General features: G+C 60.8%; 13 protein-coding genes and 1 tRNA gene. 9 read left to right on the forward strand and 5 right to left on the reverse strand.

Features of this window, described 5'->3' with window-relative positions; all coding sequences use genetic code 11:
• Positions 1 to 126: 126 nt before the first annotated feature.
• Both pnp and HU743_RS14765 read left to right on the forward strand, forming a co-directional pair.
• On the forward strand, positions 127 to 2232 hold the full coding sequence (gene pnp / locus HU743_RS14760) for a polyribonucleotide nucleotidyltransferase (protein ID WP_186618638.1): 2106 nt from the start codon (positions 127 to 129) through the stop codon (positions 2230 to 2232).
• A gap of 166 nt (positions 2233 to 2398) precedes the next feature.
• Positions 2399 to 2471 (forward strand) — tRNA-Thr (locus tag HU743_RS14765).
• Between the two features lie 21 nt (positions 2472 to 2492).
• Here HU743_RS14765 and HU743_RS14770 read toward each other — a convergent pair.
• Positions 2493 to 2834: a type II toxin-antitoxin system HicB family antitoxin gene (locus tag HU743_RS14770; RefSeq protein WP_186618639.1), complete on the reverse strand. Its 342-nt coding sequence runs from the start codon at positions 2832 to 2834 to the stop codon at positions 2493 to 2495.
• The gene (locus HU743_RS14775) at positions 2831 to 3082 is read right to left on the reverse strand and encodes a type II toxin-antitoxin system HicA family toxin (RefSeq protein ID WP_186618640.1); all 252 of its coding nucleotides are present in this window, start codon (positions 3080 to 3082) and stop codon (positions 2831 to 2833) included. The genes HU743_RS14770 and HU743_RS14775 overlap by 4 nt, the downstream gene beginning before the upstream one ends.
• Positions 3083 to 3430: 348 nt before the next feature.
• Between HU743_RS14775 and HU743_RS14780 the strand changes: the two genes are divergently transcribed.
• Complete coding sequence (locus HU743_RS14780; protein ID WP_186618641.1) at positions 3431 to 3736, forward strand: DUF6388 family protein; 306 nt, start codon at positions 3431 to 3433, stop codon at positions 3734 to 3736.
• A 95-nt stretch (positions 3737 to 3831) separates the two neighbouring features.
• Here the strand turns inward: HU743_RS14780 and nadC are convergent, their stop codons facing one another.
• Positions 3832 to 4680: a carboxylating nicotinate-nucleotide diphosphorylase gene (nadC, locus tag HU743_RS14785; RefSeq protein WP_186649415.1), complete on the reverse strand. Its 849-nt coding sequence runs from the start codon at positions 4678 to 4680 to the stop codon at positions 3832 to 3834.
• A gap of 285 nt (positions 4681 to 4965) precedes the next feature.
• On the opposite strand from nadC, the gene HU743_RS14790 reads away from it, so the two are divergent.
• From HU743_RS14790 to HU743_RS14805, 4 genes are all read left to right on the forward strand, one after another.
• The gene (locus HU743_RS14790) at positions 4966 to 7149 is read left to right on the forward strand and encodes a DUF1631 domain-containing protein (RefSeq protein WP_186649417.1); all 2184 of its coding nucleotides are present in this window, start codon (positions 4966 to 4968) and stop codon (positions 7147 to 7149) included.
• A gap of 64 nt (positions 7150 to 7213) precedes the next feature.
• Positions 7214 to 7774: a 1,6-anhydro-N-acetylmuramyl-L-alanine amidase AmpD gene (gene ampD / locus HU743_RS14795; protein ID WP_186618643.1), complete on the forward strand. Its 561-nt coding sequence runs from the start codon at positions 7214 to 7216 to the stop codon at positions 7772 to 7774.
• Positions 7771 to 8610: a regulatory signaling modulator protein AmpE gene (gene ampE / locus HU743_RS14800; RefSeq protein WP_186630986.1), complete on the forward strand. Its 840-nt coding sequence runs from the start codon at positions 7771 to 7773 to the stop codon at positions 8608 to 8610. The genes ampD and ampE overlap by 4 nt, the downstream gene beginning before the upstream one ends.
• Positions 8611 to 8897: 287 nt before the next feature.
• Entirely contained in the window at positions 8898 to 10928 is a 2031-nt protein-coding gene (locus tag HU743_RS14805) for a methyl-accepting chemotaxis protein (RefSeq protein WP_186547316.1), read from the forward strand.
• Between the two features lie 116 nt (positions 10929 to 11044).
• On the opposite strand, the gene HU743_RS14810 is transcribed toward HU743_RS14805, so the two are convergent.
• Positions 11045 to 11821 (reverse strand): TatD family hydrolase, encoded by a 777-nt coding sequence (locus HU743_RS14810; protein ID WP_186649419.1) that lies wholly within the window; start codon positions 11819 to 11821, stop codon positions 11045 to 11047.
• Positions 11822 to 11824: 3 nt separating this feature from the next.
• Entirely contained in the window at positions 11825 to 12820 is a 996-nt protein-coding gene (gene cra / locus HU743_RS14815) for a catabolite repressor/activator (RefSeq protein WP_186547314.1), read from the reverse strand.
• 304 nt (positions 12821 to 13124) lie between these two features.
• On the opposite strand from cra, the gene ptsP reads away from it, so the two are divergent.
• On the forward strand, positions 13125 to 15986 hold the full coding sequence (gene ptsP, locus HU743_RS14820) for a phosphoenolpyruvate--protein phosphotransferase (RefSeq protein ID WP_186649421.1): 2862 nt from the start codon (positions 13125 to 13127) through the stop codon (positions 15984 to 15986).
• Positions 15986 to 16927 (forward strand): 1-phosphofructokinase, encoded by a 942-nt coding sequence (pfkB, locus tag HU743_RS14825; protein ID WP_186649423.1) that lies wholly within the window; start codon positions 15986 to 15988, stop codon positions 16925 to 16927. The genes ptsP and pfkB overlap by 1 nt, the downstream gene beginning before the upstream one ends.
• Positions 16928 to 16929: the final 2 nt, after the last annotated feature.

A 16929-nucleotide genomic window follows, 5' to 3' on the forward strand; every position in this document is an offset into this window, starting at 1 on the left:
AAGTTTTATCTGCAATATGGCTTTACCTGTAACACCCGGACAATTGCCCTCGGGCCGATTCCCGAGATTGCCCAAGAATTCGCAAGAAACCGTTTCCCCCAAGAGCCACAAAGAAGGTAGGACACCGTGAACCCGGTAATCAAAAAATTCCAGTTCGGTCAATCGACCGTTACCCTCGAGACAGGCCGTATCGCCCGTCAGGCCTCCGGCGCAGTATTGGTCACCGTTGACGACGACGTCAGCGTGTTGGTGACTGTCGTCGGTGCAAAGCAAGCCGATCCGGGCAAGGGTTTCTTCCCTCTGTCCGTTCACTACCAGGAAAAGACTTACGCTGCCGGTAAGATCCCTGGCGGTTTCTTCAAGCGCGAAGGCCGTCCTTCCGAGAAGGAAACCCTGACTTCCCGACTGATCGACCGTCCGATCCGTCCGCTGTTCCCAGAAGGCTTCATGAACGAAGTGCAGGTTGTCTGCACCGTCGTTTCCACCAGCAAGAAGACCGATCCGGACATCGCTGCGATGATCGGTACCTCGGCTGCCCTGGCCATTTCCGGCATTCCATTCGACGGCCCGATCGGCGCCGCTCGCGTGGCTTTCCACGAAAGCACCGGCTACCTGCTGAACCCGACTTACGAACAGCAAGCCGCTTCGAGCCTGGACATGGTCGTGGCCGGTACTGCCGACGCTGTGCTGATGGTTGAATCGGAAGCCAAAGAGCTGACCGAAGACCAGATGCTGGGCGCGGTACTGTTCGCTCACGACGAATTTCAGGTTGTGATCAACGCTGTCAAAGAGCTGGCTGCCGAAGCCGCCAAGCCAACCTGGAACTGGGCGCCTGCGCCTGAAGCCACCGAACTGCTGGGCGCTATCCGTGCCGAGTTCGGCGAAGCGATCTCCCAGGCTTACACCATCACCATCAAGGCCGACCGTTACGCTCGCCTGGGTGAGTTGAAGGATCAGGTGGTTGCCAAGCTGTCCGGTGAAGAAGGCCAGCCTTCCGCTGCTGAAGTCAAAGCTGCCTTTGGCGAAATCGAATACCGCACCGTTCGCGAAAACATCGTTAACGGCAAGCCACGTATCGACGGCCGCGACACCAAAACCGTACGTCCGCTGAACATCGAAGTCGGCGTTCTGCCGAAGACTCACGGTTCGGCGCTGTTCACCCGTGGCGAAACCCAGGCTCTGGTAGTCGCGACTCTGGGCACCGCCCGTGACGCACAACTGCTGGACACTCTGGAAGGCGAAAAGAAAGACCCGTTCATGCTGCACTACAACTTCCCGCCGTTCTCGGTAGGCGAGTGTGGTCGCATGGGTGGCGCCGGTCGTCGCGAAATCGGCCACGGCCGTCTGGCCCGTCGTTCGGTGTCGGCGATGCTGCCAGCCGCTGACGTGTTCCCGTACACCATCCGCGTGGTTTCGGAGATCACCGAATCCAACGGTTCGAGCTCGATGGCTTCCGTGTGCGGTGCTTCCCTCGCGCTGATGGACGCTGGTGTGCCGATGAAGGCACCCGTTGCCGGTATCGCCATGGGTCTGGTTAAAGAAGGCGAGAAGTTCGCCGTCCTGACCGACATCCTCGGCGACGAAGATCACCTGGGCGACATGGACTTCAAGGTAGCCGGTACCGCCAAAGGTGTGACCGCGCTGCAGATGGACATCAAGATCAAGGGCATCACCGAAGAGATCATGGAAATCGCTCTGGGCCAGGCCCTGGAAGCGCGCCTGAACATCCTCGGCCAGATGAACCAGATCATTGGCCAGTCGCGTACCGAACTGTCGGCCAACGCACCGACCATGATCGCGATGAAGATCGACACCGACAAGATCCGTGACGTTATCGGTAAAGGTGGCGCGACCATCCGTGCGATCTGCGAAGAAACCAAGGCTTCGATCGACATCGAAGACGACGGCTCGATCAAGATCTTCGGCGAAACCAAGGATGCCGCAGAAGCAGCGCGTCAGCGCGTTCTGAGCATCACTGCCGAAGCCGAAATCGGCAAGATCTACGTCGGCAAGGTTGAGCGCATCGTCGACTTCGGCGCATTCGTCAACATCCTGCCGGGCAAGGACGGTCTGGTGCACATCTCGATGCTGAGCGACGCTCGTGTAGAGAAAGTGACCGACATCCTCAAAGAAGGCCAGGAAGTGGAAGTGCTGGTACTGGACGTGGACAACCGCGGCCGTATCAAGCTGTCCATCAAAGACGTGGCAGCGGCCAAGGCTTCGGGCGTTTAATCCCCCCAACGCTTTAGCCCAATGAAAATGCCCCCGCCGTGCAAACGGCGGGGGCATTTTTTTGCCTGAAATAAAGAAATTGCCACAAATGTAGTTTTCAAAAGAAAACCATCAGGCAGCCCACAAATTTGCCGCAGCCCGAGTCCAGTGCTAGGTTTAGCCCACCGCCCGTGTAGCTCAGCCGGTAGAGCAGCGCACTCGTAACGCGAAGGTCGCAGGTTCGATTCCTGTCTCGGGCAAAAATTTTTTCGCCTTCGGTTTTATGCGTGGTGTTGGAGGTATTCGTTCAGTGCTTGGCGTGTCAGATCATTCAACGACACATTTTGACGGGTTGCTGCCAAAGCCGCTGCCAAGTGCAGATCGTGCCCGATGCGAACATTGAACGAACCTTTGCACGGGATTTCAGGCTTCTGCCCGAGGTGCTGACAGGTTTGTAAATAGTCATCTACCGCCTCGCGAAAGGCTGCTTCCAGTTCAGCCACCGTTTGTCCTTCATAATTCACCAGCGCCCTGATGAAAAGGAGTTTTCCGAACAGGCACTTATCCTCGGTGCTCGCTTCAATAGAGCCAACATAGCCTTTGTAGTGCAGCTGGGAACTCATGGAATCAGGCCTCCTGTTTTCAGTTGCTCGATAATCTGGCGTCTTGCGTATGTCTTGATCTCATTTCCGGGATGTGGCTTGTGCAGGTTGATCATTGCGCTCGGATCCCCATTGTCGAATTTGATCCTGCTACCGGATCCTTCCAGCTGGGAGTAACCAAGCCGACCTAACAGCGTGACAAGCTCGGACCATGTGAATGCGCTGTGCCCGTTGATTAGCTTGGCGAGAAGTTTTTCAGTCTTTGACATACTGGCCTTTTGTTGCAACTGAATATAGTTGCATGTTCTTGGGCGGTCAATGTGAAGGTTTCGTTTGTCGTAACCTAAAAGGCGATTGGTGGGGATTTATACGCAGTGAATTTCGCGCATGGAAACAGGAAACTGTAACCAGGCGCATACCGCCCTTCATTCCCCCGGTTGCACTGGCTTGCGTCTCTGTTAGGATTCCTCTGTCCCAGACAAGCAAGCACCTTTGTTTTCAGATGATCCACGAATGGTTCTGAAGGCCAGGAAAACCGAGCTACCAATGGCTTCCTGCGTCAGAGAGATCCTTGATGATCCAGATCCATCTTCCATTCCCAGATCAGCGAGAACGCCATGACCGCTAAAGAATTATCCCAAGAAGCCAGGCACGAAGAAGCGCTGGTTAAGTACCTCGAAGAAACGCCGCAATTGCGGGAAGAGATCAAGGACCTGAGTCCTGATGATCAGAAAGACCAGATCCAGTGGGCCTTCGAAGACGAAGCCGAAGCGCAGGGCTTGCAGCCGTGGGAGCTGACCCTCAAATACACCAGCACGCCGGAGGAGTTTGAGGCCAAGCGCCTGGAACTGCATAAAGAGGCGGCTGAAGTATTGGGTGTCGAGTGGGACGAGTACTGCGAGATGAACAATCTCGTCGTATAAAAGCAACTGCGAGTTTCAAGCTACAAGCTGCAAGTCAAAGCAAAAGCGCTCTGGCTTGTAGCTTGTAGCTTGTAGCTTGTAGCTTGCCGCTGCGTTTAAAGGCTGAGGCGCATCGACAGGTCCACCGCTTTGACGTCCTTGGTCATCGCGCCGATGGAGATGTAATCCACGCCCGTCTCGGCGATCGGCAGCAGTGTGCTTTCGTTGATGCCACCGCTGGCTTCCAGTTTCGCCTTGCCGCCATTCAGGCGTACGGCTTCGCGCATGTCATCCTGGCTCAACTCGTCGAGCATGATGATGTCGGCGCCGGCTTCCAGCGCCTCCTTCAGTTCTCCAAGACTTTCCACTTCGATCTCGACCGGTTTGCCCGGGGCGATCTTGTGTGCGGCAGCCACCGCTTCGGCGATGCCACCGCTGGCGGCGATGTGGTTTTCCTTGATCAGGAAGGCGTCGTAGAGACCGATGCGGTGGTTGTGGCAGCCACCGCAGGTCACCGCATATTTCTGCGCCAGACGCAGGCCGGGCAGGGTCTTGCGGGTGTCGAGCAGTTTGACCTGCGTTTGCGCGACGAAGTCCGCCAGGTACTGCGCACGCGTCGCCACACCCGAAAGCAACTGCAAAAAGTTCAGCGCGCTGCGTTCGCCGGTCAGCAGTGAACGGGCCGGACCTTCCAGATGAAACAACGGCTGATTGGCCTTGACCCGTTCGCCATCGACCACTTGCCAATGCACCGCCACGCGCGGATCGAGCTGGCGAAACACCGCATCGACCCACGCAGTGCCGCAGATGACCGCGTCGTCACGGGTAATGATGGTGGCTTTGGCCAGGCGCTCGGCCGGGATCAGTTGCGCGGTGATGTCGCCGCTGCCGACGTCTTCGAGCAACGCACGGCGCACGTTGGCTTCGATTTCGGCGGTCAGATCGGCGAGACGTAGATTCGGCATAACGGACTCCACAAACAAAGTGATTCGATTATAGGGGCAGGGCGCGAGCCAACCCAAGGCGAGAACGCGCGCGGCTGACTGCATCTGGTCGATTTTTCCGTAAGCCGCGTGCGCGGCGCCGTCGTCACAGAGGGGCGCGGGCATAGGGGAAACCCTGACGCCTATAGCATCGCGGACATCTTTTGCAAGATAATCCGCCTTGTATTTGACGTCATGGCTTTGACGAACGACTCCACCGGGGCAGTGTCAAAACGACGAACCGAATCACCGCTCCAGGAGGCTTGGATGCACAACGACGGGAAAGTAGTGCCTTTGCACAGGGCCGCTGGCGATCAGGCTGATCGCGCGCCGCTTGCCCGCCTGCCGGTGATTCTGCTTCAGGTTCGCGACAAGGCCGCCCAGCAGTTGCGCCACGGCTTGCAGGAGCTGTTCGATAACGCTGACGACACGCTGTTTGAAATGGCTGATCGGGCGCGTAATGACGTTGATCAGAATATCTTTTTCGAAGCCATGCGCGATTTGCGCCTCAAGCGCAAAAACATCGAGCGCGGCTTTCTCGAACAATTCTTCGAAGCCTTTGCCAGCCTTACCCAATACGATCCCGCTGCCGATCGCCTGCCACGCACGCGGGTGATTGAAGAGTCGGCGCCGCGCACCGATGACAGGGAGCGTACCGTTGCCGTGCAAACCATGGTCAGCCGCGTGCTCAAGCGTGATGGCTTCGCGCTTGATCAACTGACGGCACGGTTCAGTGCGCTGCTTGGCAACCGTCTGGAAAATCCGCACAACCCGCTCGGCCCGGCGATGCTCTGCGAGTACTTCTTGCAGGCCGGACGTAACCTCGGCGTCGAAATCAAGGTCAAGCTGATCCTGCTCAAGCTGTTCGAACGCTATGTGCTGGCCGACACCGAACAGCTGTATGCCGAAGCCAACCAACTGCTGCTCGCTACCGGCGTCTTGCCGCATTTGAAACCGGCGACGACGCGGCGCAAGAGCGAGCATGCGTCAGCCGACATTTCCTTCGAAGTACACGACGATCCGCCCCCAGCGGATGACGGCGTGGAGGAAGCGTTCGCGGCGTTGCAGCAATTACTGGTGCATGTGCGTGGCCGTGTCGCGCCCACACTGGAGCCCGGCGCCCCGGCGCAACCGATCAATACGCGCGATCTGCTGCGCTTGCTCTCGCACTTGCAACAATACGTGCCGGCGCTTGAGGCGCAGGAAGACTTCGATCTGCGCAACCAGCTCGAACAATTGCTGACCCGGGTCAGCGTCAGGAGCGGCAAATCCCGTGTGGTCGGCACCGCCGACGAAGATGTCATCAACCTGATTGCCATGGTCTTCGAGTGCATTCTCGAGGATCGCAATGTCCCCGACTCGCTCAAGGCGCTGATTGCCCGGTTGCAGATTCCGATGCTCAAGGTTGCCGTGCTCGACAAGAGTTTCTTCAGCCGCAGCACGCATCCGGCGCGACGCCTGCTCAATGAAATCGCCGATGCCGCCATGGGCTGGAGCGACTGTGACGGCGATGCTCGGGACAGTCTCTACGTGCGCATCGAGCAAGTGGTGCAGCGCCTGCTGACGGAGTTTGTCGATGATCCGGCGATATTCTCCGAACTGCTCGCCGATTTCCTCGCCTTCACCCAGGACGAACGCCGGCGCACCGAGCTGCTCGAACAGCGCTTGCGTGACGCCGAAGAAGGCCGGGCGAAAGCCGACCTGGCCCGGCGTCGCGTCGAACAAGCGTTGCAGCAGGCGCTGTTGGGCGAAGTGTTGCCGGCCTCGGTGCTTGCGTTTGTGCAGCAGGCCTGGAGCAAAGTGCTGCTGTTGACCTGCCTCAAACATGGCGACCAGTCTGCCGAGTGGCAGGCCGACGTGCAGACCATGGAACAATTGATCTGGAGCGTGCAGCGTCATGACGACGCCGAGTCCAGCTTGCGTCTGCTGGCGCTGCTGCCGGGTTTGCTCAAGTCGCTGCGTGATGGCTTGAGCAGCACGGCGTTCGATCCGTTTGCTACCAGTGAATTCTTCAGTGCGCTGGAAGCGCTGCATGTCCGCGTGCTGGAGCGTTCTGATGATACGGATCGCCACGCAACGGGCATGATTGAAGTGTCGCCAGACGTTTTGCAGCTGGGCGCCGACCCCATTGCTGCCGCGACACCGTCGGCGGGTGTGCCACAGGACGACGCCGGCCTGCGCCAGGTTGAGCAACTGCGCATGGGCCATTGGGTGACGTTTGACGACGAGGACGGGCAGGCGTTGCGCTGCAAGCTCGCCGCGATCATCGACGCGACGGGCCAATACGTTTTTGTCGACCGCACCGGCATGAAAGTGCTGGAGCGCAGTCGCACAGACCTGGCCCAGGCGTTTTGCCGTGGCACGGTGCGCATACTGGACGACACCTTGCTCTTCGACCGTGCGCTGGAGTCGGTGCTGGGTCATCTGCGGCGACTCAATCGCGGCAAGTGATCGCGCGGTGGGGGCGGATCGCGGCATACTGGGCGCCAACACAGTCGGCGTTGAAGGAATCGGTATGCAGTTGGATCCCGCTAGCGGGTGGTGTCACGGGGTGCAGATTTGCCCATCGCCCAACTTCAATGAACGCCCGGCGGGCGAAATCTCCCTGTTGGTCATCCACAACATCAGCCTGCCGCCGGCACAATTTGCCACGGGCAAAGTGCAGGAGTTTTTCCAGAATCGTCTGGATGTCACCGAACACCCTTACTTTGCAGGCATCGCTGACTTGCGCGTATCGGCGCATTTTCTGATTGAACGTGACGGCAAGGTCACGCAGTTTGTCTCCTGTCTGGAGCGCGCGTGGCATGCGGGCGTATCGGTGTTCGAAGGCCGCGAAACCTGTAACGATTTTTCCGTGGGCATCGAGCTGGAAGGCACCGATGATCTGCCGTTCACCGATGCGCAGTATCAGGCGTTGACTGCGCTGACCCGGCAGTTGCAGGCACGTTTTCCGGCTATCACCGATCAGCGTATCTGCGGACACAGCGATATCGCTCCGGGCCGCAAGACCGACCCGGGACCGGCATTCGACTGGGCACGCTACCGCGCCGCCCTGGCAAAAGAGGAAGGACAATGAGTTTTCTGGTGTTACTGCTGGCGGTGTGGATCGAGAAGTTTTCGGCCCTGCGCCATCGGCTTCAACGCGACGGCGGATGGATCCGCGAACTGCACAAACTCGAAGCCGGCGAGCGGCTGGCGAAACAGCCCTGGCTGGTGCTGACGATTCTGGTGCTGCTGCCGGTCGCCTTGCTCGGTTTGCTGCTGGTGGTACTGGAACCGGTGGCGTACGGTTTGCTCGCACTGCCGGTGCATTTGCTGGTGGTGATTTATAGCCTGGGCCGTGGCGATTTGCTCGGCGGCCTCGGGCCGTTCCGCGATGCCTGGCGCCGTGAGGATCTGCAAGCGGCGGCGCATGTTGCCAAGCGCGATCTGAATATCTGCGCCGACAGCGGCGAGCAGTTGCTCGAACGTGTGCAGGGGCACCTGTTGTGGCAAGCCTATCAAAGCTTTTTCGCGGTGATCTTCTGGTATTTCCTGCTCGGTCCGGTGGTTGCACTGGCTTATCGCTTGTTGGCGCTGGCCGAAGAGCACGGGCAAAACCCGGCGCTGGTCGAGCGCGCGGCACAGATGCGTCACGCCTTCGACTGGGTGCCGGTGCGATTGCTCGCGGCGAGCCTGGCCCTGGTCGGCAACTTTGTCGCGGTCAGCCGGGTGATGCTGCATGAACTGCTCAACTGGAACATCAGCGCGGCGCAACTGATAAACAAAGTCGGCCTGGCGGCCGGAGAAATCCCGCCGCCGGTGGCCGGTCCGGAAGGCATCACCACCCTCGATTGCCTCTGGGAACTGCTGCTGCGCGCGGCGGTGCTGTGGTATGCCGGGTTTGCCCTGTGGACTGTTCTGGTTCACTGACAAGCCAAAGTGAAATTCATTGTGGTGAGGGAGCTTGCTCCCGCCGGGTGGCGAAGCCGCCCTCGCTGTTAATCAGCCAAAACGCGTCGTCTGATTTGCGCCTGCTGCGCAGCCGAGCGGGAGCAAGCTCCCTCGCCACCGTGATCTTTCATTGTCCTCCTGTTGTTAACCTTAAGTTACAAAACCTCCCTTCGATTTGAGCTATACAGAGATAGCGCCCGATAGTGGCTATCTGCTGTCGCCCTGCGCCTGCCAATAAAAACAAGAAAAACCAAGGGAGACTCCCCGTGAAGAGCTTGCTCTATCCCGCCGTCTCGCTGATGAACCGTCTGAGCTTCGGCATGAAGTTCAGCCTGATCAGCGTGCTGTTTCTGGTGCCGATGCTGGTGACCAATTTCTATCTGGTGCGCGACTCCTATCGCGAATTTCAAGGCACCCGCGTCGAACTGCAAAGCCTCGACCTGCTGGGCAGCAGCCTGAGCCTGCGCCGGGATCTGGAAACCTTGAACAATCTGGTGCAGATCGACGTCACCCTCGGCCAATCCGGCAAGGCGGGTGATGTCGAGGCGCAGATCGGCACGCTCGAACAGGCCCTGTTGGCACGCCTGCAAGGGCTGACAGCAATGACCGAGGACCCTGAACAGATCAAAGTGTTCGACGCCAAGCGCGATGAGATGATTGCTGCGTTCAAGGCCCAGCAGGCGGAGAGTTCGCTGCAAAGCAAAAGTGCCTTGATTGGCAAGCTACTGGCCAGCGCGCAGATTTTCAGCCAGATCATCACCAGTCAGGCCGGATTGAGCCGCGACAACCAGAGTGACATCCGTCAACTCAGCGAACTGCTGACCCTGGTGACGCCGACGGTCACACAAACCCTCGGCGAAGGTCGCGCCATGGGCTCGTATTCATTGGGGCAGGGCTTTCTCAACAGCGCATCGAGTACCCGGTTTGATGAACTGTTGGCGCAGATTGAAAAACTCCAGGCCGAGTACGCCTTGAAACTGCACGACGCCCTCGGTTCCAGCAGCGCAGCGCGCGATACCCTCAGCGCACACGCCGATAGCAGCAAGGCCTCGCTCAAGCAAGCGAGCGAGCTGTTCGAAGAGCAAGTGGTCATGGCCGACACTCTCGATGCGCCGTGGCAGGCGTTCTACGATCAGGTCACGGTGCTCATCGACAAGACTTATCAGCTCAACGAAGCGACCCTGAAATTCCTCGACCGCCAATTGCAGCAACGCCTGGCGCAGAACCGCACGCACATGATTCTGCAGGCGTCTGCACTGTCGGTAGTGTTCGTGCTGATTTTTTATCTCTACGGCGGTTTCTACGCCTCGACCCGCACCACCCTGAAAAGCCTTGGCGCTATGATGGACAAGGTGGCGGCGGGGGACATGACGGTCAACTTCAAGGCCAGCAGCCGTGACGAACTGGGTGAGCTGGGCGAGGTGTTCAACGGCACGGTGAAGAAAATTCACGACCTGATCGAGCGGGTGGGCCAGACCGTCGGCGAGGTCGAGCGTCAGGCCGGGCAGGTCGAAGTGGTGTCGGCGCAAAGCAACCTGGCCGTTGCCGGGCAGCGCACGCAGATCGAGCAAGTAGCGACGGCGATGAACCAGATGTCAGCGACGTCGCTGGAGGTCGCGCGCAGCGCCGCCGCGGCGGTGAACAGCGCCCACAGCGTCAACGACGAGACCCTCAGCGGTCGCGGTCTGGTGCAATCGCAACAAGGCAGCATTGCCGCACTGGCCAGCGAGATCGATCAGTCGGTGCTGGTGATCAATCAACTTGCCAGCGACAGCCAGTCGATCAGCCGCGTGCTCGAAGTGATCAAGAGCATCGCCGAGCAAACCAACCTGCTGGCGCTCAACGCCGCGATCGAAGCGGCCCGGGCCGGTGAGCAGGGACGCGGTTTTGCCGTGGTCGCCGATGAAGTGCGCACCTTGGCCAAACGCACGCAGCAATCGACCGAAGAGATTGAGCAGATGATCGCCAAACTGCATGGCGGCGTCGGCGCGGCGGTGAAGGCCATGGGCATCAGTCATCAGATGGCCAACGGCACGGTGGGGCAATCGGAGAAGGTGCAGCAGGCGCTGGAAAACATTCTTGGCGCCGTGGGCATGATCGTCGATCAGAACCAGCAGATCGCCGCTGCGGTGGAACAGCAAACCGCGGTGGCCCATGACATCGATCAGAACATTGTCGAGATCAACCGCGCCGGCGAGCGCACCGCGCAGGGGGCACACCAGACCGAAGATGCGAGCCGCGCGTTGTCGGTGCAGGTCGTTGAACTCAAACAACTTATCAGCGCGTTTCGCGTCTGAGTCCCACACAAATCCCTTGTAGGAGTGAGCCTGCTCGCGATCGCGGTCTGTCTGAAAAAATATCGGTAACTGACACACCGCTATCGCGAGCAGGCTCACTCCTACAAGGGGATCGGTTACCAGCCGAAGACTTCGCAGCAGTTGGCGGTGCTGGCAGCGGCGAGTTGTTCAGGAGTGATATTCATCAACTCAGCCAGCGCTGCGCAAATCGCCGGCAAATGCGCCGGGCTGTTGCGCTGACCGGGGAACATCGCGGGCGCCATGTCCGGGGAGTCGGTTTCCAGCACCACTGACTCCAGCGGCAGTTCAGGCAAGACCCGATGCATGCGCAACGCCTGCGGCCAGGTCGGTGCGCCGCCCAGACCCAGTTTGAAACCGAGCTTGATGTATTCCCGCGCCTCCTCGCGACTGCCGGCGAAGGCGTGGATGATCCCGGCGCGTTTGAGCTTGAAGCGCTTGAGCGTGGCGATCACCGCCGCATGGCTGCGGCGCACATGGATCAGCGGCGGCAACTCAAAGTCCGCCGCCAATTGCAGCTGCGCCTCGAACAGCGCCTGCTGCCGCTCGCGGTCCAGGGTTTCGATGAAGTAATCCAGGCCGATCTCGCCCACCGCGCACAACTGCCGATGACCGCGTAGCCGTGTCAGCCAATCACCGAGGGCGTTTAAATCGTCGGGGCGATGCTGATCGAGAAACACCGGGTGCAAACCGAATGCGGCATACAAATCCGGATCGCTCTGCGCCAGATCCCACACCCGTTGCCAGTTATCCTCATACACGCCCAGCACGACGATGCGCCGCACGCCAAGGGCGCGACTTTCGGCCAGCAACTCTGCGCGATCGGCGTCGAAGTCGGGAAAGTCGAGGTGGGTGTGACTGTCAATCAGCTCCACGATTCAGTCCCGATGAATACGCTGCTTGAAGGTCCGCGCAATGGCTTGCACGCCCGGTTGGTAATCGTCTTGTTCGACCGCGGCCAGCGCCAGTTCCAGCGCCTTGTCGGCGATCAACTGGTGTTGCTGAGCCATGGCGTTGACCGGCAGCGGCAGGAAGTCCAGCAGTTGCGTGTCGCCAAACGTGCCGAGGCGCAGCGGGCGGGATTTCAGCGGGAAGTCATGCAGCGCGTCGAACACGCCTTGCAGCAGCACGTAGGACGTGGTCACCAGCGCATCCGGCAAATGCCCCAGACGTTGCAGGAGTTCTTCCATCAATTGCTTGCCGCACTCGCGGCTGAACGACTCGGCGTGTTCGACCAGCACTTCGCCTTTGAAGTCGCTGAGCGCTTCGCGGAAACCGGCGGCACGTTCCTGGCTGATGCTCAGCTCGGGGCGGGCGCCGAGCAGCACGATCTGCTTGAGCTGCGGGTCGAGCAGACTTTGCGTCAGATGCAGGCTGGCCTCGCGGTCGTCGCTGATCACCGAACAGAAGTGCTCAGGCTCCATGACCCGGTCAATGGCGATGATCGGCAGTCCCTTGTCTTGCAACTGACGGTAACTGTCATCGCCAGCGGGCAGGCAACTGGCGACGATCAGCGCATCGCAACGACGGGCGCGGAACAGTTGCAGCAACTGCCGCTCGCTGTCCGGCGCATCGTCGGAACTGGCGATCAGCAATTGATAACCGCGCGCCCGTGCGCCTTGCTCCAGCAGCTTGGCGATCCGCGCGTAACTGGGGTTTTCCAGATCCGGCAGGATAAAACCCAGCGTGCGCGTGTGCCGGCTGCGCAGGCCGGCCGCTTGCGGATTGGGCGTGAAGCCATGCAAATCGACCACCGCGCGCACGCGCTCGACGGTCGCATTGCTGATGCGTTGCTGTTCGGCCTTGCCGTTGATGACGTAGCTGGCGGTGGTGACGGACACGCCGGCCAACCGTGCGATATCACTGAGTTTCAACCCGGGATTTCCTTGTTTTTTCGAGCATGCCGCGAGATTTTCGCCAATCCTACCCGATTAGGGCAGGCGACTTATGGCCTACGCGCATCCGACAAGTTGGACTTCAAGGATGGGACATTATCGAGTAACGTGCCGATCAATCTAGATTAAACGTTTCAGCAAGCGTATTTTCTACGTTTCGGACGCTTTTGGCCGGTCCTGCCGTGAAACCGCCAAAACTGCCGCTGAAAAGCGCGGCAGAGCGCCTAAGCTGTGACCATTCAAAACAATACCTGGCGTTGAACTGCGCCAAAAAGGAGATCGCATGCTCGAGCTCACTATAGAGCAGATATCCATGGGCCAGTCGGCCGTGGATAAACCCGCCGCCCTGCAATTGCTCGCCAGCCATCTGGTCGCCGACGGTCTGGTTGCCGATGGCTACCTCGCCGGCCTGCAGGCCCGGGAAGCCCAGGGCTCGACCTTTCTCGGTCAAGGCATCGCCATCCCTCACGGCACCCCGCAAACCCGCGATCAGGTGTTCGCCACCGGTGTGCGCCTGATGCAGTTTCCCGACGGCGTCGATTGGGGCGATGGCCAGATCGTTTATCTGGCGATCGGCATCGCGGCCAAATCCGACGAACACCTGCGCCTGCTGCAACTGCTGACCCGCGCCCTCGGCGAGACCGATCTGGGCCAGGCCCTGCGTCGCGCCAGTTCGCCCGAAGCACTGCTGAAACTGCTGCAAGGCGCGCCGCAGGAACTGGCACTGGACGCCCAAATGATCGGCCTCGGTGTCTCCGCCGACGATTTCGAAGAGCTGGTCTGGCGTGGCGCGCGTTTGCTGCGTCAGGCCGATTGCGTGAGCAACGGGTTTGCCGGCGTGTTGCAGCAAGTCGAAGCGCTGCCACTGGGCGATGGCCTGTGGTGGTTGCACAGCGAGCAAACCGTGAAGCGCCCCGGTCTGGCGTTCGTCACCCCGGACAAACCGATGCGCTACCTCGGGCAGCCGCTCAGTGGTCTGTTTTGCCTGGCGAGTCTGGGCGAAGCGCATCAGGCGCTCCTTGAGCGTTTGTGCGCGCTGTTGATCGAAGGTCGCGGCCATGAACTGGGCCGCGCCACCAGCAGCCGCAAAGTCCTCGAAGTCCTCGGCGGCGAGTTACCCGCCGACTGGCCGAGCGCGCGCATTGCGCTGGCCAACGCCCACGGTTTGCATGCGCGCCCGGCGAAGATTCTGGCGCAACTGGCGAAAAGCTTTGACGGCGAAATTCGCGTGCGCATCGTCGACAGCCAGGACAGCGCCGTGTCGGTGAAAAGCCTGAGCAAACTGTTGAGCCTCGGCGCCCGGCGCGGTCAGGTGCTGGAGTTGATCGCCGAACCCAGCATCGCCGCCGACGCCTTGCCGGCCTTGCTCGCGGCGATTGAAGAAGGCCTCGGTGAAGAAATCGAGCCGCTGCCGGCCGTGAGTCAGCAGCGCGAAGTCATTGCCGATATCGCCGAAGTGCTGGTCGCCCCAGCCTCCGGTAGCCAGTTGCAAGCGATCCCGGCAGCCCCCGGAATCGCCATCGGCCCGGCGCATATTCAGGTGCAGCAAACCATTGATTACCCGTTGCGTGGTGAGTCCGCCGCCATCGAGCGCGAGCGTCTCAAGCAAGCGCTGAGCGACGTACGCCGCGACATTCAGGGCTTGATCGAACGGAGCAAGGCCAAAGCGATTCGCGAGATTTTCATTACCCACCAGGAGATGCTCGACGACCCGGATCTGACCGACGAAGTCGACACGCGCCTCAAGCAAGGCGAAAGCGCTGAGGCGGCGTGGATGACGGTGATCGAAGCGGCCGCGAAACAGCAGGAATCGTTGCAGGACGCGTTGCTTGCCGAACGCGCAGCGGATCTGCGCGACATCGGCCGTCGTGTGCTGGCGCAGTTGTGTGGCGTGCAAACTGCGAACGAGCCTGAGCAACCGTACATTCTGGTGATGGACGAAGTCGGCCCGTCCGATGTGGCGCGCCTCGATCCGGCGCGTGTCGCCGGGATTCTCACCGCGCGCGGCGGTGCCACCGCGCACAGTGCAATCGTCGCACGCGCCCTCGGCATTCCGGCGCTGGTCGGCGCGGGGGCGGCGGTGTTGTTGCTCGAACCGGGCACGCCGCTGCTGCTCGACGGACAACGCGGGCGTCTGCATGTCGATGCAGATGCCGCGACTTTGCAACGCGCCGCCGAGGAACGCGACACCCGCGAGCAACGCTTGAAAGTTGCCGCCGAGCAACGCCATCAACCGGCACACACCACCGATGGCCATGCTGTCGAAGTGTTCGCCAACATCGGCGAAAGCGCCGGCGTGACCAGCGCGGTGGAGCAGGGCGCCGAAGGCATCGGCCTGCTGCGCACCGAACTGATTTTCATGGCCCACCCGCAAGCGCCGGATGAGGCGACCCAGGAAGCTGAATACCGTCGCGTCCTCGATGGTCTGGCCGGGCGACCGCTGGTGGTGCGCACGCTGGACGTCGGTGGCGACAAGCCGTTGCCGTATTGGCCGATCGCCAAGGAGGAAAACCCGTTCCTCGGCGTGCGCGGTATTCGCCTGACCTTGCAGCGTCCGCAAATCATGGAAGCGCAGTTGCGTGCCTTGCTGCGCTCGGCCGACAACCGTCCGCTGCGGATCATGTTCCCGATGGTCGGCAGCGTTGATGAGTGGCGTCAGGCCCGTGATATGACCGAGCGTCTGCGTCTGGAGATTCCGGTCGCTGATCTGCAACTGGGGATCATGATCGAAGTGCCGTCGGCCGCTTTGCTCGCGCCGGTGCTGGCCAAGGAAGTCGACTTCTTCAGCGTCGGCACCAACGACCTGACCCAATACACCCTGGCCATCGACCGTGGTCATCCAACGCTGTCTGCACAAGCGGACGGCTTGCATCCGGCGGTGCTGCAACTGATCGACATCACCGTGCGCGCGGCCCATGCCCATGGCAAGTGGGTCGGTGTCTGTGGCGAGCTGGCGGCCGATCCGCTGGCGGTGCCGGTGCTGGTCGGCCTCGGTGTCGACGAACTGAGCGTGTCCGGTCGCAGCATTGCCGAGGTCAAGGCGCGCATCCGCGAACTCAGCCTGACCCAGGCGCAAACCCTTGCTCAACAGGCCTTGGCCGTGGGCAGCGCCAACGAAGTGCGCGCATTAGTGGAGGCCCTGTAATGGCCAGGATTCTTACTCTGACCCTCAACCCGGCGCTCGACCTCACCGTCGAGCTGGCGCGGCTGGACGCCGGTCAGGTCAATCGCAGCGACGAGATGCACACCCATGCCGCCGGCAAGGGCGTGAACGTCGCGCAGGTGCTGGCCGACCTTGGCCATCAAGTCACCGTCAGCGGCTTTCTCGGTGAGGACAACCTGCAAGCGTTCGAGACCCTGTTTGCCAAACGCGGTTTTGTCGATGCGTTTATTCGCGTGCCGGGCGAGACCCGCAGCAACATCAAAGTCGCCGAGCAGGACGGGCGCATCACCGACATCAATGGTCCTGGACCGAACGTTGACGCGGCGGCGCAGCAGGCTTTGCTCGATCGCCTCTTGCAGATCGCACCGGGGCACGATGCGGTCGTGGTCGCCGGCAGCTTGCCGCGCGGCGTCAGTGCGCAATGGTTGCGTGCGTTGATCGAAAAGTTGAATGAGCTTGGCTTGAAAGTCGCCCTCGACTCCAGCGGCGAAGCCTTGCGCGCCGCGTTGCAGGCCCGCCCCTGGCTGATCAAGCCGAACACCGAGGAACTGGCCGATGCGCTCGGTTGCGAAGTGGTTTCGCCGGCCGCCGAAGCGCAAGCCGCTGCACGCTTGCATGCGCAGGGCATCGAGCACGTGGTGATTTCCCACGGCGCCGACGGGGTGAACTGGTTCAGTGTCGGCTCGGCTTTGCATGCCACGCCGCCGAAAGTCAGCGTCGCCAGCACAGTCGGTGCCGGTGACTCGTTGCTGGCCGGCATGCTCCACGGCTTGCTCAGTGCCGACACACCCGAGCAGACCCTGCGCACGGCCACGGCGATTGCCGCGATGGCGGTGACCCAGATCGGTTTCGGCATCAACGACGCCGCGCACCTGGCGCAGCTCGAACAGGGTGTGCGCGTACGCCCCCTGACAGAACAATAAGA

The organism is Pseudomonas sp. SWRI99, assembly GCF_014270125.1.
Classification (GTDB): domain Bacteria; phylum Pseudomonadota; class Gammaproteobacteria; order Pseudomonadales; family Pseudomonadaceae; genus Aquipseudomonas; species Aquipseudomonas hamedanensis.

Coding starts and splice junctions, on each gene's coding strand:
- HU743_RS14770 (WP_186618639.1), bottom strand. CDS start 2,834: ATGAGTTCCCAGCTGCACTACAAAGGCTATGTTGGCTCTATTGAAGCG.
- HU743_RS14775 (WP_186618640.1), bottom strand. CDS start 3,082: ATGTCAAAGACTGAAAAACTTCTCGCCAAGCTAATCAACGGGCACAGC.
- HU743_RS14780 (WP_186618641.1), top strand. CDS start 3,431: ATGACCGCTAAAGAATTATCCCAAGAAGCCAGGCACGAAGAAGCGCTG.
- nadC (WP_186649415.1), bottom strand. CDS start 4,680: ATGCCGAATCTACGTCTCGCCGATCTGACCGCCGAAATCGAAGCCAAC.
- HU743_RS14790 (WP_186649417.1), top strand. CDS start 4,966: ATGCACAACGACGGGAAAGTAGTGCCTTTGCACAGGGCCGCTGGCGAT.
- ampD (WP_186618643.1), top strand. CDS start 7,214: ATGCAGTTGGATCCCGCTAGCGGGTGGTGTCACGGGGTGCAGATTTGC.
- ampE (WP_186630986.1), top strand. CDS start 7,771: ATGAGTTTTCTGGTGTTACTGCTGGCGGTGTGGATCGAGAAGTTTTCG.
- ptsP (WP_186649421.1), top strand. CDS start 13,125: ATGCTCGAGCTCACTATAGAGCAGATATCCATGGGCCAGTCGGCCGTG.
- pfkB (WP_186649423.1), top strand. CDS start 15,986: ATGGCCAGGATTCTTACTCTGACCCTCAACCCGGCGCTCGACCTCACC.